Genomic DNA, 20,972 nt, shown 5'->3' on the forward strand with positions numbered 1-20,972 from the left:
GTTACAGAAGGGAAGTTTCCGTATGACACCGCAGTTCAGGGTTTCTTCGGATGTGGGTGGCACCTTTACCGACAGCGTCGCCTACAATGCGCGCACCCATCGAATAACGGTGTCTAAGGTGCCCACGACGCCGTTGAATCGGGCCCTCGGCACGGCCGCCGGCCTGAAAAAAGCATTAGCGATTCAGAACGCTGACGGGTCGGATGTCGCATATATCGGGCATGGCATGACGACAGCGACCAATGCCGTGATCCAGCGCAACGGGGCCAGGACCGCATTTCTGACGACCGAAGGGTTCCGCGACATTCTGGAAATCGGCCGCCAGAACCGTCCGACCTTGTTCGATATCGACATTGTCCGCCCGACCGAACTTGTCCCGCGTTCGCTGAGCTTCACTGCCGAGGGTCGACTGGATGCCTCCGGTGCCGAGCTGGTCCCGCTCAACGAATCCGATGTTCGCGAAGCGGCGCGGCGTATGATCGAGGAAGGCGTCGAGGCAGTGGCCGTGCTGTTCCTGCATTCCTACGTCAATCCGAGCCACGAACGGCGCGCCAGGGAAATCCTCTCGGAAATGATGCCGAAAGCGGCAATCTGCATCTCGACCGACCTGATGTCCGAATTTCGCGAGTACGAACGGGCTTCCACGACCGTTCTCAATGCCTACCTGCGCCCGGTGATGGAACTGTATCTCGAATCCCTGGCCACGGTCCTGCGCGATCCCGCGCAGGGCCTCGGGCTTGGCAAGGAGCAGGAGGTGATGGTGATGGACGCCGCCGGCGGGCTGATGAACCTGATCTCGGCCCGCGAGAAGCCGGTGCATACTGTGCTATCCGGACCGGCGGGCGGCGTTGTCGCGGCCGCACATATCTCTCAGATGTCGGGCGTAAGCGACATCATCACCATGGATATTGGCGGCACCTCGACCGATATCAGCCTGATCCGGGACGGCGAGCCGCAGATCACGCGTTCAGCAACCCTGCAAACAGTGCCGATCCAGATGCCGGTCATCGACATCAACGCAATCGGTGCCGGCGGAGGTTCGATCGCCTGGATAGATGATGGCGGCGCGCTGCGGGTCGGCCCATTCAGCGCCGAGGCCATCCCCGGCCCCGTTTGCTACGGCAAGGGCGGCGACCGCCCGACCGTGTCCGATGCCAACCTTGTCCTCGGCCGGTTTGACGCGCAATCGCGGCTGGGCGGCGACATGGCGCTGGACATCGAAGGCGCGCGCCGGGTCATCCAGCGCGACATCGCCGAACCGCTGGGCGTTTCGCTGGAAGAGGCTGCCGCCGGCATTCTGCGCGTCGCTCATGCCAATATCGTGCGCGGGATTCGCGTCGTCTCGGTCGAACGCGGACATGACCCCAGGGATTTCGCGCTGGTCCCCTTTGGCGGTGCCGGACCGATGCACGGCTCGCCCGTGGCGCGAGAGCTGAGCATACGCAAGGTCATCGTGCCGCCTGATCCCGGCACGCTGAGCGCGCTGGGGCAGTTGATCTCAGACCTGCGCCACGACCTGATCGAAACCCATGTTGCGCCCTTCGCCGACTTCGACCAGGCGCGCGCCGAAGAGGTGATCGGAAAAATGCGCGACAGGGGTGTCGCCCTCCTCACCCGCGACGGCATCCCGCAGGACCGGCAGGACATGCAGATCGCCGCCGATCTGCGCTATCGTGGACAGAGCTTCGCCTTGACGGTGCCCTGCAACATGGCGCTGGAGAACTGGTGGGACGGGCTGCCACGGGGGTTCAACGATCTTCACCAGGATCGCTTCGGCCATGCCGACCGGACCGCGCCGCTCGAGGTCGTCGGGTTCAGTGTCACCGCCTTCGGGCGGATCGACAAGCCACAGTTGCCGGAAATTCCGCAGGGTGGCTATGCACCGCAGGCCGAGGCCCTGACCGGAACGCGGCAAATCTACATCGAAGGTGATTTTGACAGCGCGGCGGTGGGCTGGGTCGAGGCTCCGGTCTACGATCGCGGGTTGCTCTTGGCAGGGAACCGGATCGACGGTCCCGCCGCCATTGTCGAGATCTCCGCCACCACGATCATCTATCCCGGTGACGTGCTGACCGTGGATGCGTCCGGAAGTCTGATTATGGAAGTGGCACAATGAGCAGCTTTGATCCCATTCATCTCGAGGTTCTGCGCAACGCACTCGAGGCGACGGCCCAGGAAATGGGCGCGGTTCTGAAACACACGTCGTTTTCACCCAACATCAAGGAGCGCATGGATGCCTCCTGCGCCATCTTTACCGCCGATGCGGAGCTGGTGGCCCAAGCTGAACATGTGCCGGTCCATCTCGGTTCGATGCTGCGCGCTATCGGCGAGACGCTGGATGTAACCGGCCCCCTCGATGAGGGCGACGTGGTCATCGTCAACGACCCCTTCGTCGCTGGCGCACATCTGCCGGATATCACCCTGGTCTCGCCGGTATTCAGTGCCGGCGAGCGGATCGCCTATGTCGCCAGTCGCGCGCATCACTCGGATGTCGGCGGGATGGAGCCCGGCTCCATGCCCGGACGTTCGACCGAGATCTACCAGGAAGGAATCATCATTCCGCCGATCCGTCTTTACCGCGACGGGGTAGAGCAGCATGACGTGATGACGATGATCCTCGGCAACGTGCGCACCCCGGCGGAACGGCGTGGCGACCTGAACGCCCAGCTTGCCGCCCTGCGGGTGGCGGAGCGACGGTTGCAGGAACTGGCCGGGCGCATCGGGGTCGCCGACCTGAAGGCCGGGCTGAACGAGATCCTCGATTACACCGAGCGTCGCATGCGGGGGCAGTTGGCCGATCTCCCGCGCGGGGTCTGGACCTGCGAAGACTTTCTGGACAGCGACGGCTTTGCGGATGAGCCGGTGCGGATCAACCTGCGGATCGAACTGACCGACGACAGGTTTATCTTCGATTTCGCAGGCACATCGACGCAACGGCGCGGCAACGTCAATGCAGTGGCTCCGATGGTCTGGTCGGCGATTTTCTATTGTCTCAAGCTGCTGACCGACGCCACGCTGCCGCCGAACTCGGGCGTCCTGCGCCCGGTCGAGGTGCGGATACCCGAGGGTTCGTTCCTCAACTGCACCCGGCCGGCTGCGGTCTGTGCGGGGAATACCGAGACAACGCAGCGTTTGGCCGACACCATCCTGCGGGGATTTGCCCAGATCGCGCCGGATCGGATCGCGGCGGCTTCGAACGGGACGATGAACCTGATCGGCATCGGCGGTATCGATCCGCGCAACGGCCAGCCCTATACCTACATCGAGACTTCGGGCGGCGGCCAGGGTGGCCGGCCCATGGGGCCGGGCATGTCCGGCGTTCACGCCAACATGTCGAACACGCTGAACACGCCGGTCGAGGCGCTGGAAATCAGCTATCCCTTGCGGATCACGCGATACGAGTTGCGCGACGGCTCCGGCGGCGGGGGCAGGAACCCCGGCGGCGAAGGCATCGTGCGCGCCGTCCAGATCGTGGGCCATGAAGCGCGGGTTTCGCTGCAAACCGACAGGCGCATCTTCGCGCCCTACGGTCTGCATGGCGGTGCGAACGGACAAAGCGGCCAGAACTGGACGGTAGACGCCAGCGGCAGGCACCATTCGCAGCCTGGAAAATGCTCCATTTCGCTGCGGGACGGCGAATCCGTGATCATGGAAACGCCGGGCGGCGGCGGCTGGGGCACGACAGGCACGGCCTGAACTGCCGGTACATCACGCATAGACTACCAAACAGAGAGGAGACCAACATGACGATCAATCTCAACAGGGCGATGCTGCGGGCAACGGTCACGGCCTGCGCGCTTGCGGTGACAGCCGGACTCGCATCGGCCGAGACATGGCGCTTCGCCTCCAAGATGCCGGCCGACAGCCCCGAAGGGCAGGTCTACCAGTATTTCGCCGACCGGGTCAGTGAGCTGACCGACGGAGAACTGGACATCCAGGTCTATCCGTCTGAACAACTGGGCAAGGAAAGCTCGGTCCTCGAACAGCTGGAGCTTGGCACCATCAACTTCTATGCGGAAGACGCGTTCTTTCTTCAGAAATGGGTGCCGGAGATCAAGTGGATCGCACCGCACTTCCTGTTCCAGACGCGTGAGGACTGGGTGAAGTTCACCCAATCCGATCTTGTCAAAAGCTGGTTCGACAAAGCCGAAGACGAGGCCGGCGTACGCGTCCTGGGCGAGCCGATGGGGGTGGTTCGCGGGCCGTTCCGAGTCCTGATCTCCGAGCGTCCCATCGAAACCTACGAGGACATCAAGGCGCTGAAACTGCGGATGTATCCCGACCAGCTGGCCATCGACGTCTGGACCCATCTCGGGACCGATCTGCAGATGCTGGCATGGACGGAAACCTATCAGGCGCTTCAGTCGGGGATCGCACAGGCGGTGACCAGCCCGGCCGCGCTGGTGGAATCCATGGGCTTCTATGAACAGGCCCCCTACATGACGCGCACCAACGAATACTGGCAGGGCCTGCCGTTCATGATGAACGCCGCAGCCTTCGACGCCCTGTCCGAGGACAAGCAGGCCGCGCTGTTGCAGGCGCATGAGGAAACCGCGGAATATTCGGCCAAGTTCATGGCGGATATCGCGGAAAAGATGCGCGCCAATGTCGAGGCCAAGGGCGTCACCTTTACCGACATGCCGCTCGAGCCACTATTCGAGCACATGGCCGACTGGTACCGCGAGCTGGATGCGCAGGGCAAATTGCCCGAAGGCCTGCTCGAGGCGGCGCTAGGCGACAAGAAGTGACCGGGGCCAAGCAGGAAGGAATGGGCAGGTGAGCGTTCGCGTTCCAGAATGGTTCCGCGGTACGGATCGGGCTCTCGATCTGATCGCGAGCCTGTTCCAGATCCTCGCCGAGGGGTTGCTGGCGACAATGCTCGCCTGCAACCTGCTCAACCTCGTCATGCGCAATTCCGGAGCGGGCAGCCTGCTCTGGGTCGGGCCCTGGACAGGGGTGATGATGGTCTGGGCCGTGTTCTTCGGCTTCTATGTGATCTACCGCCGTCAACTCGACATCGCGCTCAGCTTTGCCGTCGCGAGGTTCAGCCCGCGGATACGCCGGGCGATGCGCGTGCTGACCGGGATCTGCGCGATCATCGTCGCGGGGGTGATCGTTCTCGAAACGCCGCAGATCCTGGCGCGTCAGCGTGGAACGATCGAGATCGTCGACATCACACGTTACTGGCTTTCGGTTCCGATGATCGTCTCGTCAGCCTTTATCGTCCTGCATTTCGCCTTTGATATCGTGGCGGTCCTGTTCGGCTGGCACGAGGTAAACCCGGAAGAAGATCTGGAGAATCTGCAATGGTAGCCGTCAGCATATTTGCGATCTTTCTCGTGCTGATGCTTCTGGGTGTGCCGGTCGTCATCGCACTGGCCACCGGAACGCTCGTCGGGTTCTGGCAGATCGGCCTCGCCGCAAGTCTCAAGATTCTCTATACTTTTCCGCTCAACATCCTGGAGGGGATCGACAGCCCCATCCTGATGGCCATTCCTTTCTTCATCCTTGCCGGCCACCTGATGACGATCATCGGGCTGACCGATCGCATCTTCCTTCTCGCCGACGGGATCGTCGGCCACCTTCGCGCGGGCCTGGCGCAGGTCAACGTCGTCTGTTCGCTGCTGTTCGGCGGTGTGACAGGTTCCGCGCTGGCAGATGTCGCAGGGATCGGCAACCTCGTGATCGCGCAGATGGAAAAACACGGCTATCCGCGCGCCTTTGCCTCTGCGCTGACCGTCGCCAGCTCGGTTATCGGGCCGACGATGTGGCCCTCGGTGCCGCTGCTGATCTACGCATTCGGCGCGCAGGTATCGGTCGAGCGCATGTTCCTGTCCGGGATCGGGCCGGGAATCGTGCTGGTCATCGTGCTGATGCTCTACAACCGCTATGTCGCCGTCCGCTTTGACGTACCGCTGACCAAACGTCCGCCGATACGCAAGCTGCTGGGCGAGTTCTCACGCTCGGGCTGGGCATTGCTGGCACCACTGATCATCATCGGATCGGTCATCACCGGCGTTGCCACGCCGGTCGAAGCCGGCGCGATCGCCTGCGGCTACACCCTCATTCTCGGCCTGGCCTATAGGACGCTGTCACTTGGCAGGCTGCGCACGGCCCTAGGCGAGACGATCATCCTTTTCGCCACCATCATGATGGTGATCGGTGTCAGCCACGCGATGAGCTTTGTGCTGACCTATGATCAGGTACCCCAGAGACTTGCGCAGAGCGTGCTGAGCCTGACCGAGAACAAGTACCTCTTCCTGTTCCTCGTGATTATCTTTTTCCTCGTCGTCGGCATGATCCTCGAAAACATCCCGGCGATGATCATCCTGATCCCGATCATGATGCCGCTTGTGGACCACTTCGGAATCGATCGCGTGCACTTCGGCCTGATCATGGTCTACGGCCTGCTGATCGGGATCGTCACGCCCCCCATCGGTGTCGCCCTGTTCGTGGTGACGAAGATCGCCGATGTCTCCTTCGAGGAAGTCTGCAAGGCCGCACTTCCGTTCCTGGTGCCGCTGATCGGCGTCCTTTTCATCATAACCTACCTACCTGGGGTGGTCCTGTACCTGCCCAACCTGCTCTTGGGAGTTTGACACATGACTGGTTCTCTAAGAATTGCCGCCGATATCGGCGGCACCTTTACCGATGTCGCGATGATCCGCGGCAATGAAACGATCGCGACCCGCAAGGTCGCGTCGACCCCGGACGATTATGCCCGCGGGGTCGCCGAAGGCATACTGGAACTCATCGAGGTCGAAGAGCTCAAGCCTTCGGATGTGGGCGAGGTCATGCACGCCTGCACTGTCGCGACAAACGCCATCCTCGAAGCCAAGGGCGCGCGCACGGCCCTCGTCACGACCGAAGGCTTCCGCGATGTGCTGGAGATGCGCCGCATCCGGGTGCCGCGTCTCTACGACCCGCTCTATGAAAAACCCCCCGCCCTCAGCCCGAGGAAATGGCGTTTCGAGGTGACCGAGCGGCTGGACTGGCAGGGTCAGATCATCACCCCGCTGGATGAACAAAGCGTCGAGCGCGTGATCGAGCAGATACGCGCCGCCAAGGTCGATGCGGTTGCCGTCTGCCTGCTGCATTCCTACGCAAACCCCGCGCATGAAGTGCGGATCGGCGAGATGCTCAAGGCGGCGCTGCCGAATATCTTTGTGTCCCTGTCGGTCGATATTCTGCCCGAGTTGCGTGAGTACGAACGTACCTCGACCACGGTCATCAACTCCTATGTCGGCCCGCCGGTAAAGCGCTATCTGGATTCGTTGCGCGCCCGGCTGGCAAACGCCGGGTTGCCCGAGCGTTTCTTCATGATGCACTCGGCCGGTGGCATCATCGATTCTCGCACCGTGATCCGCAAACCTGCCCAGATCGTGGAATGCGGCCCCGCTGCCGGGGTGATCGGTGCCCGCGCCATCGTGACCGAGGCCGGCTTTCCCGACGCGATTGCCTTCGACATGGGCGGCACGACGGCCAAGGCATCGCTGATCGTGAACGGCGAATTGCTCCGCGCCGACGACTACGAGGTGGGCGGAGGCATCTCGTTGTCGTCCAAGCTCGCCAAGGGAGGCGGCTATGCCCTGAAACTGCCGGTCATCGACATTTCCGAGGTCGGTGCCGGTGGCGGCTCCATCGTCTGGCGCGATCGGGCCGGGGCGCTCAAGGTCGGCCCGCACAGCGCCGGGGCGGCACCGGGCCCCGCGTGCTATGACGCGGGAGGCACCGAGCCGACCGTGACCGACGCCAACATGGTGCTAGGCTACCTCAACCCGGTCGCGCTTGCCGGCGGGGCCGTCACCGTCAACCCGCAGCCGAGCCAGGACGCCCTGAACCGCGTCGTGGCAGAGCCACTGGGCATCTCGCTGGACGAAGCCGCCTTTGGGGTGCACGAGCTTGTCTCCACGATCATGACCCGCGCGGTGAAATCGGTGACGACATTCCGCGGTCACGATCCGCGTGACTTTGCGATGATCGCCTTCGGCGGCAATGGCGGCGTCCATTCCGTCTCACTGGCGCGTTCGCTCCAGGTGCCCACCGTGATCGTGCCACCCGCTGCCGGGGTGCTGTCCGCGCTCGGCCTGCTTTATGCCGATATCGAAACCTCGGCCTCCGGCAGTCTGCTTGCACCGCTCGAGGGCGTCGATGCGACCCGTGTCCTGGCAAGCTATGGCGCGTTGATCGATCAGACGGCCAACGAACTCGGTTTGCCCCGCAGCAGCCTGAAATTCGTGCAGGAGATCGACCTGCGCTACAAGGGTCAGGCATTCGAACTGACCTTGCCCCTGCCCGCCGGTTCGCAATTCACCGAGTCCGACACCGAGCAGTTGGTGAATATCTTCCACGACGAGCACCAGCGCGCCTACGGCTACCGGCTGAAAGACACGCCGGTCGAAATCGTGACGCTGCGGGTGACGGCCAGGGTTCCCAGGACGGAAACCGGGATGGCGAGCTACGAAGGCACCGGCAAGGCCAGGGAGATGACCACCAGGATGGTGTACTTCGGCCCGCAGTGGGGTCGGCTGGAAACCCCGATCATGGAGCGCGCTGCGCTGACGGCGAAAGCGCAGTCCGGCCCGCTGATCATCGAGGAATACGAAGGCACGACCATCGTGCCCCCCGATTGCAAGGTGCATATCGACCAAACCGGAAACATCATCATCGCCCTGCCCCGGCAGGTGCGGCTTACCCAGAGTGCGGAGGCAGCAGAATGACCAATCGACACGCTCAGGATATCGACCCGATCCGCCTCGAGGTGATGAAGAACGCCTTCGACGCAATTGCCGACGAGATGGCCTTGATGCTGATGCGGGCGGCCTATTCGCCCATCGTTCGCGACAGCATGGATTACTCGACCGCCATCTGCGATGCCAACGGCCAGACCCTGGCCCAGGGGGTGACGACGCCTATGCATCTCGGCAGCTTCTATGACGCGATGCAGTATCTCATCACGACATTCGAAAACGACATCCACCCGGGCGACACGTTCATCGCGAACGACCCCTACGCGGCAGCCGGGCAGCACTTGCCGGACATCTATATCATCGAGCCGATCTTCCATGACGACGTGCTCGTAGGCTGGACAACGACGCTGGCGCATCACGCGGATGTTGGCGGCATCGTTCCAGGGTCGAACGCGATGGGGGCGGTCGAAATCTACCAGGAAGGCCTGCGTCTGCCATTCCTCAAGCTGGTCGAACGCGGCAAACCGAACGAGGCGATCTGGTCGATCATCCGGCTGAACGTCCGCATTCCCGAGATGGTCGAAGGCGACCTGCGGGCGCAAATGGCCGCCAGCCATGCCGGGCGGCGATCATTCCTGGACCTGGTGGAACGCTACGGGATCGACGACGTTCTGGCCTGCGCCGAGGAGCTGCACAATTACGCCGAACGTCTGGGCCGCGCCGAAATTCGCGATTTGCCCAAGGGCACCTACCGGTTTACCGACCATCTGGACGGGCTGGGCGAAACCCCCGAGACCATCACCATCCAGCTTGCCGTCACCATCCACGAGGAAACCATATCGGTCGATTTCGAAGGGACTTCGCCACAAGTCGCCGGTGGTCTCAACACGCCGCTGCCCTTTACCAAGGCGTCGGTCTATACGGCGCTTCGCTCCATCATGCAGTCGGAGATCCCCAACTGCCACGGGTTCGAGCGGGTGGTCGAAGTCACGGCCCCCAAGGGAACACTGGTCAACTCGGTGCACCCCGCCCCCTGCGGCGCGCGCGGCATTACCGGCTATCGCACCATCGACGCGATGTTCGGCGCGCTTGCACAGGCGGTGCCCGACCGCGTGACGGCGGACGGCATGGGCGGATCGACGATCCCCACATTCTCGGGCGTGCACGAGGGCAAGGCATTCGTCTTTTCCGAGACCGCCATGGGGACGTGGGGGGCGACCTCGGCCCATGACGGACAGGTCGGCGTGCCGCACATGGGTGCCAACCAGGCCAACGTTCCGATCGAGATGATCGAGGCAAACTATCCGCTGCGCATCAGGCAATACGGAATTGCCCCGGATACCGGCGGCGCGGGAAAATTCCGGGGCGGGAACGCCTTCATTCGCGAGTACGAGTATATCGGCGAAACCGACGGCCTCTTTTCGCTGCGGTCGGACAAGCGCAAGCATCTGCCGCATGGCCTGTTCGGCGGCGAGAACGGAACCGCTCCGGTCAATCTGCTGATTACCGAGCAGGGCGAGCAGGAATTGCCGGTCATGGTGACAAATCCCCATGTCATCCGCAAAGGTGATGTCTTCCGCCATATATCGCCATCCGGTGGAGGGTTCGGCCCGGCCGAAGAGCGGGACCCGTCGCTGATCGAAGCGGATATGGAAGCGGGGCTGATTACCTCAGACGCCAGGTGACCGGTCGAAAAATCTTTCGCGAAAGCCCGAGCTCTGGCTTTCGCGAAACACCCCGATCAGGCCGTGGGAGATTGTTGGGTTAACTTCCGGCTTCGGCACTTGACCAGGCCTTTGATAAAGGAGTGTCCGATGCCAGCACCAAAGAACCGGTTCAAACCTCACCGCGTTCCAAACGAAGTCATTCTGTAAGGTGTTCGCTGGCACTGTCGGTTCGCGTTGTCCTATCGCGATGTGAAGGATCTGCTCAAGGAGCGCGGTGTCCATGTCGATACCGCAACGATCTATCGGTGGGTTCGCAAGTTCGGCCCTGAGTTCGCCAAAGGCTCATTCAAGCACAAGACTTGCCGCAGCCCAACATGGCACATGGACGAATCCCATATTCACGTCGGTGGCAAGTGGCATTACCTGTGGCAAGCCGTTGACCAGCCAGCGACTATTGTCACGGACAAGGCTCATAGCTACGCCAAGGTGATCAGCAAGACAAACCGCTGGTCATTCCCCGGCGAAGAGATCCACCAAGTCGACCGGAAATGAAAAATAACCGGATCAAAAGTGATCATGCCTCATCTTGGACAAAAACCAGCGCAACACCCCCTCTTAGCCTTCGTAACCAAACAGACGCGGTAGCCAGAGCACGATGCCGGGGAAAAGGATCATCGCCAAAAGCGCGAGGATCAGCACCCCGAGGAACACCCAGATTTCGCGGATGATCTCGCCCAGCGGAATGCGCGTCACCGCGTTGATAACGAACAACAGCACGCCGTAGGGCGGCGTGATCAGGCCGATCATGGTATTGACGATGGCGACAACGCCAAAGTGAACCAGATCAATCTCCAACGCGCGGCAGACCGGAATAAAGAGTGGCAGGATCACGAGGATGATCGTGGTCGCGTCCAGCAAACAGCCCAGCAAGAGCAGCAGAATATTCACACCAATCAGGAACGTCAGTGGGCTGATATCAATATCTGACAGGCGGGCGGCGAGCAGATTGGGGATGTTTTCGGACGCAACAACATAGTTCAGGATCAATGCGCCGCCGATCAGCAAGCCGACCGCAGCCGAGGATCGCGCGCTTTCGATCAGGATATCGACAAAAGCACCCCCTGTCAGAGCGCGGTAAAAGACCGCCGCGAGGATCAACGCATAGAGCGCCGCGACCGCCGCTGCTTCGGTCGGCGTGGTCAGACCGCCGTAAATCCCGTAAAGCAAGATTGCGGGCATCAGCAGGGCGGGGAAGGCCTGCACCGTGCGCCGTGGCAGTTCTGACAGCGCCACCGGCTCTTCAATGCCAAAGCCACGCGCGCTGGCGAGGACGTAATTCATCACCATCAAAACCGCGCCCATGATCAATCCGGGCAGGATGCCACCCAGAAACAGATAGCCGATAGAGGTGTTGGAGATCAGCGCGTACAGAACCATCGGGATGGATGGTGGAATGATCGGCCCGATAGTGGCTGATGCTGCGGTGATCGCGGCGGCATAGCCGCGTGTGTATTGGCCGGACTTTGTCATCATCTCAATGATGATCTTTCCGATTCCTGCGGCATCGGCCACGGCGGACCCGGACATGCCCGAAAAGATCAGCGATGCGACCACGTTCACATGCCCCATGCCGCCCCGGAAACGTCCAACCAGCGCGACACAGAACTGCAAAAGCCTATCGCTGATTGTACCCGCGTTCATGATGTTGGCCGCGACGATGAACAGGGGAACAGCCAGCAAGATAAAGCTGCTGTACATCCCATCCATCAGCACCTTGCCCGCAAGGCCGATTCCCGCGCCAGAAATTGCGAGATATCCCAAGGAGCCGACAATCACCGCATAGGCAATCGGCGCGCCAATGCCTGCAAGCAGCAGAATGAGGCCCAGACAGGCTAGAAGTGCAATGCTCATTTAATGGCCCTTTCAGGAGGTCGGGGCGTCAGTACCGCCCCGTATGGTCCGCCATGCTGACCAAGCAAATCGCAGGGACACGGCCACAAGAAAGAGAATGTAGACTGAGTAGATGTCTCGCACCCTGATCCAGTCGCCAAAGAGGCCCGAAAGGGATGCGGTCTTTTTCAGTCGCAGGATATGGAATTTCTCCCATGTCGGGAGAATGGATGCGCCAAGCGCGATCACGATGGCAAGAGCGCCAAGAATGATCAGCACGCGCCGAACCTTTGGACTGACAAGGTCATAGACAAGATCAAAGGTCACATGATCCTGACGACGCACGACAAAGGCGCAACCACAAAAGACGATCCAGATCCACAAAAGCCCACTGAATTCCAGCGTCCAGCTATAGTGCGACGGATCAAGAAGCGGCACTGCTTCGGCGACCCAACCCAGCCTTGCTGTGTAGCGAATGAAGATCTGAACAAGGAAGGTCAGGAACATCAGGCCCATCATCAGGCCCAGAAACAGTTCCGCGGCGCGCTGTAGTCTTGCCGCTATGCGGGAAACCATGATGTTACCTCCCTCGTCAGACAAAGCGGCAGGCGGCAATGGTGCCGCCTGCCCTCTTGATGTCAGGTCTTAGTTGCCCAGAGCGTTGATTTTGTCCAACGTGCCTTCGGGCCATGTCGCGGCAAGGTCGGACGACAGGTATGCGGCCTGAACCGCTTCACGGAAGGCTGCGACGTCGGGTTCATAGATTTTCATGCCTTGCTCAGTCAGGAAAGCGACAAGCTGTTCTTCTTTCTCGAGCTGGGCCTGACGCGCGGATGCCGCAGCGGCGTCTGCTGCTTCTTGCAACGCTGTTTGCTGTTCTTCGGTCAGCTCGTCCCATACCGCTTTGGAGAAGGCGACATAGTTGAGGTCAACAAGGTGAGACGTCAGAGCGATCTGGCAAGTGACTTCGTAGAACTTTGCGTCAACCACTGTCGGCAGCGGATTGTCCTGACCATCGACGGAACCGGTCTGAAGCGCGGTGTAAACTTCGGTAAAGGCCATCGGTGTCGGGTTCGCGCCAAGCGCCTTGCCAAGGAACTGCCAGGATTCAGAACCGGGCATACGCAGGTTCACACCAGCCAGATCCGCCGGAGTTTTGACGGTCAGTTCATCGGGGCATTGGCGCAGGTTCACTTGACGTTGGCCCAGATACATGACCGTCAACAGTTTGACGCCAAGTTCTTCTTCGACCTTAGCCTTGAAGGGGTCCATCAGTTCGTCGTTGAAAACGGCAACCTGATGCTCTGCACTTTGGTGGACGTAGCCCGCCGTGAAGATAGAGAATTCAGGGAAGAACTGCGCCAGTTCTTGCGCTGATGCGATGGACATTTCCAGATCGCCGGATGCAATGGCTTCAAGCTCGGCACCCTGTTGGATAAGCGAGGCGTTGTAATGCGGTTCGTAGGTGATGAAATCGGCGACCGCAGGGGCAAAAACTTCGCTCAAAGCAATGGCGCGTTGGTCAGTATCCGTGGCCGGCGTCGACATGCGGACCGTTACGGTCTCGGCAAGCGTCGGCGTCGCCAATATGGCTGTCGTGATCAGCGCAATTGCGCTGCTTTTAAGGGATAATGTCATGGAACCTCCTCCTTCTTGATTCGTAACAGGGGTTGCCCCCTAGTGATGCAAGGCTCTCCGCCTTGCGCTCTCGATATGCGCGACCAGCGCAGCCAAAGCCGTGGTTTCGTCACGGCGTGACAGTGCTTCGATGATGGGTAGATGTTCTTGCATCACCGCAGTCACCCGGTCGGGCGTAATTCTGGCTTTCTCATTGACGATGAGCCGGATCTTGATGGCGTTCACCCGGTAGACTTCTGCAACAATCTGGTTGCCCAGCTTCTCTACCATTCGATCATGGAAGCGCCAATCAACATCCTGAGCGCGCTGCAACAGCGCCTCATCCACACCGCTTTGGGCTGCGTTCAGGATCCTTTCATGTTCCGCCAGAAGCTCTGCGATTTCAGTGTCTTCGGCCTGTTGACAAAAAACGCTTAAGGCCTCGGTTTCGATCATCCGGCGCAGCTGAAACGCATCACGCACAAGGTTCAGGTCGATGGCCACAACCTGCAAGCCACGCTTGGGCGCGGTGCGGATCAGGCCATCAGCCTCAAGCCGTGGGATCGCCTCGCGAATGGCACCAAGGGGCATGCCCGTCAAAGCCACCAACTCGCGTTGCGACATGATTTGTCCCGGCGTGATCTCCTTCGCCAGCAGTTTTTCAGTAAAGCTGGAGTAAGCGTGATCACGCAGGGGGACGGACGCGCCAGCCATGTATCAGGCTGGCTCATCTACTGCGGGCGCTTCGATGGCAGAAAACAGCCCGGCGCGCGCCGTTTCTGACAGGGGGCGCTGTGGGTTTCGCACGCGATCCCATCCGGCTTCACCGCGTTGCTTGGCAATCAGCGCTTTCAGTGCGGGGACCACAGGCCCACTGACAATCGCTGTGACCCGTGCGGAAAGCTCTTTGTCCTCGGTCTGGGTCTCGAACAGTTTGACCAGACGTTCGGGGTAAAGGTTCGCAACACCGCAGATCGAGCCTGCCGCGCCAAGCGCCGCAGCCCGGTGCAATTGGCGTTCATCCCCGACAAGCACGGGCAGCAGTCCTTGCTGCAACAGTGCCTCGGTATTTTCCCAACTGCCAGAGCTGTCCTTGATCGCGATAATCCGCTTTGGCGCGGCAGTGGCCAGACGGCCAATCAGATCGACGGAAAGCGGAACATATGTGACCTGCGGGATATGGTACAGGATAAGTTGTGCGGCATCGTCGGTTTGGGCCAGCAGATCCATGTGCCAGTCAAACAGCCCGTCATCTTCGTTGTTCTTGAAGTAGTACGGAGGAAGCACCAGAAAGCGCGTCACGCCAAGGGCCAGCCCTTCGGCAATTCGCGCGGCTGCGTCACCTAGCGAGGTTTCAGCAACACCCAGAACCAATTGATCTGGCGAAAGACCCGCATCAAGCACGGCCTTGACGGCCGCATCACGTTCGGATGCGGCAATGGATGCGCCCTCGCCCGTGGTGCCGAAAAGAGTAACGCCCGACGCGCCTGCCTGAACCATGCGGCTTGCATGAGCGCCGATTTCAGCCAGATCAATCGCACCGGTTTCGGTGAATGGCGTCAGTAGCGCCACAGAGATGCCAAATTTAGCCAATGATTCCCTCCTACGGTTGAGTCTGTCTACAATCTGCAAAAACATTGTTCAACTGACATGTTACGAATATGTGCGCCGAACAGGCGCTACATCTGCTAAGATAAGCATAAAAATCGCATATCCCTGCTTCTCTTCTAAAAAACCCCAGTAGAATACGTTAAGATATTCCAAGCACATTGTCATTCTGATTGTATCAGATATACTTCTTGGCAAACGCTGCGAAGCGCGGGCGTTCGGCGAGGGAGGGTGGTGTGATTTGAGCGCGATGATCTTACATGGGGCAGGATCAGGCACCGCCGCGAGTGCGATAGAGGTTGGCTATCAGACGTTTCAGGCCGCGCTTCTTGATGGCAGGCTGCGACCGGGGCAATTCGTAAGCCAGAAAGAACTGGGTGCGATGCTGTCGCTTTCCATTGGGGCCTTGCGTGAAATCCTGCCGCGCCTTCAGTCCGAAGGTTTGCTGTTGGTGCAACCAAAGCGCGGATTGCAAATTCCGGCGATCGACCTGCCGATGATCCGCGATGCCTTCCAAATGCGCGCGGCTTTGGAACGTGAGGCGGTGCTGCAAGCGATCCGAAAAATATCCGACGATGTTCTGGAAGGTCAACGCGCCCAGCACCTTGCAGTGCTTGATGCGCTGGAAAAGTCGACCGATCACAATGTCCCGCCCGAGGGGCAAGAGGTGGATGCCAAGTTGCATAGCCTGCTGATCGAAACCACGGACAACAACCTGCTTCGCCAAAGCTATCACATCAACAGTATCCGTATCCGTCTGATCCGCACGGACCGGATCAAGCTGACCCGTGCGACCTTGCCAGCGGCCTTTGCCGACCACCTTGAAATCATAGATGCGATACTCATGCGCGACCGTCACCGTGCGGTTGATGCAATGGATGCGCATATTGCCAATGCACGCGACCGGGCGATGGAGTTGTAAAATGAGCCTCTTTCTTGGAATTGACGTTGGAACCGGAAGCGCTCGCGCTGGCGTCTTCGACCGTACCGGACGGTTACTGGGCCATGATGCGAAAGGGATCGAAACCTACCGCCCTGCCCCCGATTTCGTACAGCAAAGCAGCGCCGAGATTTGGAGCGCGGTTTGCGCCGCCATACGCGGTGCGCTGGACAATGCCGGAACTGATCCGGCGCAAATCATCGGGATGGGCTTTGACGCGACGTGTTCGCTTGCCGTCGCGGGGGCGAATGGCACGCCTGTTACCATCAGCCCGAATGGTGAGCCTGATCAGGATGTGATCTTGTGGATGGATCACCGCGCAATGGATGACGCATATGAGATCAACGCACTGGGCGGGGCACCGCTAGAGTATGTCGGTGGTGAGATCTCGCCCGAGATGCAGCTGCCCAAGTTACGCTGGCTGAAACGTGAACTGCCGCAAAGTTGGGCGGCGGTTGAGCGGTTTTGGGATTTGCCGGATTGGCTGGTGCATCGTGCCACGGGTGGGGAAACCCGTTCGCTTTGCTCGACTGTCTGCAAATGGACCTATCTGGGCCATAAGGGGCAGGCTGGCGAAGGCTGGGACGATGCGTTTCTGGCCAAGATCGGCCTGGCGGAACTCTCCGAAAACGATCACGCCGCCATCGGTCACACGCTTGCCCCACCCGGAACCAATTGCGGCGGGCTTAGCGAAACGGCTGCGAAAGAGCTTGGGCTGCTTCCCGGCACGGCGGTTGCGGCGAGCATGATCGACGCCCATGCCGGTGCGCTTGGCACTTTGGGTATGGAACTGGGAGATGATAATATCACCCAGAGACTGGCAATGATTGCAGGCACGTCGACCTGCCACATTGGCCTGACCCGTGATCCGGTTTTTGTGCCGGGTGTCTGGGGGCCGTATTACGGCGTTGTCCTGCCCGACGCTTGGGCATTGGAAGGCGGTCAATCTGCCGCTGGCGCGCTGCTCGACGCAGTGATCGCCCGCCACGGCGCAACGGCGGAATTAACGGCGCAAGCCAAATCACGGGGCAAACGCATCACCGATCTGCTGGAGGCGCTCTTGGCCGCCAAAGGCGATGATATTTCGCAACTCGCAGCACACCGCCATATCCAACCGGATTTCCATGGAAACCGCTCTCCATTGGCCCAGCCGTGGCGGCATGGGGGTATCGATGGCCTGACACTCGATACCGGGCCGGATGATCTCGCGCTGGATTACCTCGCCACGGTGCAGGGCCTCGCCTATGGCACGCGTCAGATCATGGAGGCAATGACAGCCGCCGGAGCCAGCTTTGACACACTGGTCCTGAGCGGCGGTTTGGCGAAGAACAAGCTCTATCTTCAAGAACACGCCGACGCGACTGGCTGCACGCTGCTTGTGCCCCATCAGGCAGAGCCAGTCCTTGCAGGCAGCGCCATGTTGGGCGCGGTGGCAGCGGGAGCATTCGACACCCTGCCCGCTGCTATGGCCGCCATGTCCGGCACTGGTACAACCATCACGCCACGCGGCAGCAAGGCGGCAGATTTCCACAACAGGAAATACCGTGTTTTCCAGAAAATGCAGGCCGATCACGCCGCCTATCGCGACATCATGAACGAAAAGGACACGACCCAATGACCCAAATCGCACTCGTAGCCAGCGGCGACCTGCGGGAAAGCGCAAACGTAATGTGCTGGCCCGCGCAAAAGGCCATGGAAGACAAGCTGATCGAAGTGCTTGCGGGCCTCGGCCACGACCTGAAGCGCGCTCATCCGGTCAAACCGGAAGGACACGGCTTTATCGCCAGCCAACGCGAGGGCATGGACATTTTCGCCACCATTGACCCCGACATGCCGCTGATTGTGGCAGAGGCAGTCTGGCAATACTCGCACCATGTGCTGGCTGGCTTGACCACGCATCGCGGTCCGATCCTGACCGTGGCCAATTGGTCGGGCCAATGGCCCGGGCTGGTTGGGCTTTTGAACCTCAACGGGTCACTAACCAAGGCGGGTGTCAAATTCTCTTCGATCTGGAGCGTTGATTTCGAAGACAGGTTTTTCCTTGAAGGTCTGAAGTCCTGGCTGGCGACCGGAACGATTGACCACGACTTAACGCATGTGACCGCCTTCGATGCTTCAAGCGTTTCGGGTGAAGATGGCACCCTTGCCCGACAGATTGCCGGTAGCCTGCGGCAGGATAAATCCATCATGGGTGTCTTCGACGAAGGCTGTATGGGCATGTATAACGCCATCATCCCAGACGAACTTCTCATGCCGATGGGTGTGTTCAAAGAGCGCCTGTCGCAATCGGCGCTCTACCACGCAACAACCGAAATCCCGGAAGAAGAGGCACGCGCGGCTTATGACTGGATGGTCGAACGGGGCATGACCTTTCATCTCGGTCAGGACCACGACACCGAACTGACCGAAGCGCAGGTTATCCGCCAGTGCCAGATGTACATCGCTGCCGTACGCCTTGCTGACAGCTTTGGGTGTGAAAGCATCGGCATTCAGTACCAGCAGGGGCTCAAAGACCTGTTGCCAGCCTCTGATCTGGTCGAAGGCATGCTCAACAATGACGACCGCCCCGATGTGACCCGTGCCGATGGCTCGGTGATCCGTCAGGGTCAGGCGATTGTGCATTTTAACGAAGTGGACGAATGCGCTGGTCTTGATGCGCTGCTGATCAACCGTGTGCACCGAGCCCTGGGGCAGCCGGTTGAAAACACCCTTCACGATCTTCGTTGGGGCGATACGGACCAATCAGGCACGCTGGACGATTTCGTCTGGGTTTTCGAAATCTCGGGTGCAGCCCCACCTGCTCACCACCCCGGCGGCTGGGCTGGCACCGAAAGCCACCGTCAGCCGCCCATGTTCTTTCCCAACGGCGGTGGCACAGTGAAAGGTATTGCCCGTGCGGGAGAGATCATCTGGTCGCGCATCTTCGTCGAAAGCGGCGCGCTGCATATGGACATCGGGCGTGGGCGTGCGGTTGACCTGCCAGAAGAAGAAACCAAGCGGCGCAGCGAGGGAACAACGCCCGAATGGCCGATCATGCATGGCGTGCTTGATGGCGTAACCCGCGACCAAATGATGGCGCGGCACCGGGCCAACCACATTCAGGTGGTCTATGCGACCGATGCGGAAGCTGCTGATCGTGCGTTAAAAGTGCGCGCAGCCCTTGCGGCGGAATTGGGGATCAAAGTGAACCTCTGCGGTATCTCCGCTTAGGGTCGGGACTCATAGCCAGTAAATGACGAGTGCGGCGAGGGCGATGGCTGACAGGAAGACCTTTGGGCATCTACCGTAGCGGGTTGCGACGCGCTGCCAATCCTTCAGCCTGCCGAACATGATCTCGATGCGGTTGCGGCGTTTGTACCGGCGCTTGTTGTATTTGACGGTCTTCTTGCGCTGTTTCCGGGCAGGGATGCAGGCGTGTATCCCTTTGTCTTTCAAAGCTTCTCTGAACCAAACGGCGTCATAGCCACGATCTCCAAGCATCCAGTCCACCTTGGGCAAACTGCTCACCAATGCCCACGCTCCGATGTAATCGCTTCTGTGGTTGCCGCGCGTAGTGCAAGAAGCTTTTGACCCTATTAGCGCGTGATCAAGTGCGGATTTCTGTCAGGCCTTCATGATGCGGCGTTTCCAGAAGCCGCGGGCCGGGATGGTGATCAGCAGATTGGGGCCAAATCTGACTTTCGAGCTCAATGCTCGTAGCGACTAACTGGTTTTCCCAATCCAGATCTGTTCGATCATTTTGCCCATTCAGGTCGTCGTCTTCTCACACTCCCCTCGGCACCGGCCCTAGCGGTTCGACATGAGCATCATGCCACGACCGCCATTGCCGGATCTCTGTAATCTTTATTCTTTGTCAGCATCGCCCAGATCTGGCGGGCCATCTTATTGGCGAGCGCGATCGCGACCAGCATCTTGGGTTTGCGCATCAACATGCGTGATAGCCAGCTACCCTCTACAATGGTGCGCTGTCCAAGCCAGTTCAGTCGCGACATTGCGCCAATGATCAACAGGCGCCGGATATCGGCCTGACCAGCCTTGGTCATGCGACCAAGGCGCTCCTTGCCTCCGGAAGAATGTTGCCGAGGCACAAGGCCCAACCAAGCCGCAAAGTTGCGCCCAGTTTTGAAGTCCGCCATGTCGGGACCGAACGCTTCGACTGCAACAGCCGTCAGCGGTCCAACACCCGGCATCGTCTGGAGCCGGCGTGCTCTGTCTGATTGGGCGGCCAGCGTCTTGAGCTTCGTGGTGCGCTCAATGATACGCGCGGTTTTCTCTGCGATCTGCACGAGTAAGTCCAAGCACTCTTCCCGGATCAGTGCATGCAAGTCGCCGGTCTCATCCCGCACAAACGCCGTCATACGAGCGAGGTGGGACATGCCGACTGGAAACACATGGCCGTGCTCATAGAGCAGCGCCCGCAACGCATTCACATCTGCGGTCCGCTGATGCACCAGGCGTTCCCGGGCACGGAACACGGCAGCGCAGGACTGCTGCTCGACTGTCTTGGGCTCCACGAAACGCATCTCGGGCTGACGTGCCGCAATGACAATCGCCTCGGCA

Annotated in this window: 17 protein-coding genes and 1 pseudogene; 11 read left to right on the forward strand and 7 right to left on the reverse strand. The window is 60.3% G+C overall.

Translation table 11 applies throughout. The features are described 5' to 3' along the window. Nucleotides 1-22 precede the first annotated feature (22 nt). From DMZ65_RS15545 to DMZ65_RS15580, 8 genes are all read left to right on the forward strand, one after another. Nucleotides 23-2,116 (forward strand): hydantoinase/oxoprolinase family protein, encoded by a 2,094-nt coding sequence (locus tag DMZ65_RS15545; RefSeq protein ID WP_116599787.1) that lies wholly within the window; start codon nucleotides 23-25, stop codon nucleotides 2,114-2,116. Beyond that, nucleotides 2,113-3,696: a hydantoinase B/oxoprolinase family protein gene (locus DMZ65_RS15550; RefSeq protein ID WP_116599788.1), complete on the forward strand. Its 1,584-nt coding sequence runs from the start codon at nucleotides 2,113-2,115 to the stop codon at nucleotides 3,694-3,696. Before DMZ65_RS15545 ends, DMZ65_RS15550 begins: the two co-directional genes overlap by 4 nt. Nucleotides 3,697-3,743: 47 nt before the next feature. Further along, nucleotides 3,744-4,748 carry a TRAP transporter substrate-binding protein gene (locus tag DMZ65_RS15555; protein ID WP_116599789.1) on the forward strand — a complete coding sequence of 335 codons (1,005 nt, stop codon included), beginning with the start codon at nucleotides 3,744-3,746 and terminating at the stop codon, nucleotides 4,746-4,748. 28 nt (nucleotides 4,749-4,776) lie between these two features. After that, nucleotides 4,777-5,313 carry a TRAP transporter small permease gene (locus DMZ65_RS15560; protein ID WP_232825025.1) on the forward strand — a complete coding sequence of 179 codons (537 nt, stop codon included), beginning with the start codon at nucleotides 4,777-4,779 and terminating at the stop codon, nucleotides 5,311-5,313. Beyond that, nucleotides 5,307-6,599, forward strand: coding sequence for a TRAP transporter large permease (locus DMZ65_RS15565; protein WP_116599790.1), 1,293 nt, complete (start codon nucleotides 5,307-5,309; stop codon nucleotides 6,597-6,599). The genes DMZ65_RS15560 and DMZ65_RS15565 overlap by 7 nt, the downstream gene beginning before the upstream one ends. Nucleotides 6,600-6,602: 3 nt before the next feature. Then, nucleotides 6,603-8,720, forward strand: coding sequence for a hydantoinase/oxoprolinase family protein (locus tag DMZ65_RS15570; protein WP_116599791.1), 2,118 nt, complete (start codon nucleotides 6,603-6,605; stop codon nucleotides 8,718-8,720). After that, complete coding sequence (locus DMZ65_RS15575; RefSeq protein ID WP_116599792.1) at nucleotides 8,717-10,375, forward strand: hydantoinase B/oxoprolinase family protein; 1,659 nt, start codon at nucleotides 8,717-8,719, stop codon at nucleotides 10,373-10,375. Before DMZ65_RS15570 ends, DMZ65_RS15575 begins: the two co-directional genes overlap by 4 nt. A gap of 216 nt (nucleotides 10,376-10,591) precedes the next feature. Then, nucleotides 10,592-10,909 carry a DDE-type integrase/transposase/recombinase gene (locus tag DMZ65_RS15580; protein WP_116599793.1) on the forward strand — a complete coding sequence of 106 codons (318 nt, stop codon included), beginning with the start codon at nucleotides 10,592-10,594 and terminating at the stop codon, nucleotides 10,907-10,909. Nucleotides 10,910-10,972: 63 nt separating this feature from the next. On the opposite strand, the gene DMZ65_RS15585 is transcribed toward DMZ65_RS15580, so the two are convergent. From DMZ65_RS15585 to DMZ65_RS15605, 5 genes are all read right to left on the reverse strand, one after another. After that, complete coding sequence (locus DMZ65_RS15585; RefSeq protein ID WP_116599794.1) at nucleotides 10,973-12,268, reverse strand: TRAP transporter large permease; 1,296 nt, start codon at nucleotides 12,266-12,268, stop codon at nucleotides 10,973-10,975. Between the two features lie 12 nt (nucleotides 12,269-12,280). Beyond that, nucleotides 12,281-12,823 carry a TRAP transporter small permease gene (locus DMZ65_RS15590; protein ID WP_116599795.1) on the reverse strand — a complete coding sequence of 181 codons (543 nt, stop codon included), beginning with the start codon at nucleotides 12,821-12,823 and terminating at the stop codon, nucleotides 12,281-12,283. 69 nt (nucleotides 12,824-12,892) lie between these two features. Continuing rightward, the gene (dctP, locus tag DMZ65_RS15595; protein ID WP_116599796.1) at nucleotides 12,893-13,885 is read right to left on the reverse strand and encodes a TRAP transporter substrate-binding protein DctP; all 993 of its coding nucleotides are present in this window, start codon (nucleotides 13,883-13,885) and stop codon (nucleotides 12,893-12,895) included. 39 nt (nucleotides 13,886-13,924) lie between these two features. Next, nucleotides 13,925-14,578 carry a GntR family transcriptional regulator gene (locus tag DMZ65_RS15600; protein WP_116599797.1) on the reverse strand — a complete coding sequence of 218 codons (654 nt, stop codon included), beginning with the start codon at nucleotides 14,576-14,578 and terminating at the stop codon, nucleotides 13,925-13,927. A gap of 3 nt (nucleotides 14,579-14,581) precedes the next feature. Then, nucleotides 14,582-15,457, reverse strand: a complete 876-nt coding sequence (locus DMZ65_RS15605) for a dihydrodipicolinate synthase family protein (RefSeq protein ID WP_157960646.1) — start codon at nucleotides 15,455-15,457, stop codon at nucleotides 14,582-14,584. 265 nt (nucleotides 15,458-15,722) lie between these two features. On the opposite strand from DMZ65_RS15605, the gene DMZ65_RS15610 reads away from it, so the two are divergent. Genes DMZ65_RS15610 through DMZ65_RS15620 form a run of 3 tightly spaced genes read left to right on the forward strand, consistent with a single transcriptional unit; the run spans nucleotide 15,723 to nucleotide 19,622 of the window. Continuing rightward, entirely contained in the window at nucleotides 15,723-16,394 is a 672-nt protein-coding gene (locus tag DMZ65_RS15610; protein WP_116599799.1) for a GntR family transcriptional regulator, read from the forward strand. A 1-nt stretch (nucleotide 16,395) separates the two neighbouring features. Continuing rightward, nucleotides 16,396-18,030, forward strand: a complete 1,635-nt coding sequence (locus tag DMZ65_RS15615; protein ID WP_116599800.1) for an FGGY-family carbohydrate kinase — start codon at nucleotides 16,396-16,398, stop codon at nucleotides 18,028-18,030. Continuing rightward, nucleotides 18,027-19,622, forward strand: a complete 1,596-nt coding sequence (locus DMZ65_RS15620; protein ID WP_116599801.1) for a fucose isomerase — start codon at nucleotides 18,027-18,029, stop codon at nucleotides 19,620-19,622. Before DMZ65_RS15615 ends, DMZ65_RS15620 begins: the two co-directional genes overlap by 4 nt. Nucleotides 19,623-19,631: 9 nt before the next feature. Here DMZ65_RS15620 and DMZ65_RS15625 read toward each other — a convergent pair. Next, nucleotides 19,632-19,946, reverse strand: a pseudogene (locus tag DMZ65_RS15625) (transposase); the annotation flags it as partial. A 272-nt stretch (nucleotides 19,947-20,218) separates the two neighbouring features. Beyond that, nucleotides 20,219-20,972, reverse strand: a 754-nt coding sequence (locus DMZ65_RS15630; RefSeq protein WP_116599802.1) for an IS110 family RNA-guided transposase, incomplete at its 5' end; no start/stop codon positions are given.

The sequence above is a fragment of the Primorskyibacter marinus genome (assembly GCF_003313245.1).
Taxonomy (GTDB): Bacteria; Pseudomonadota; Alphaproteobacteria; order Rhodobacterales; family Rhodobacteraceae; genus Primorskyibacter; species Primorskyibacter marinus.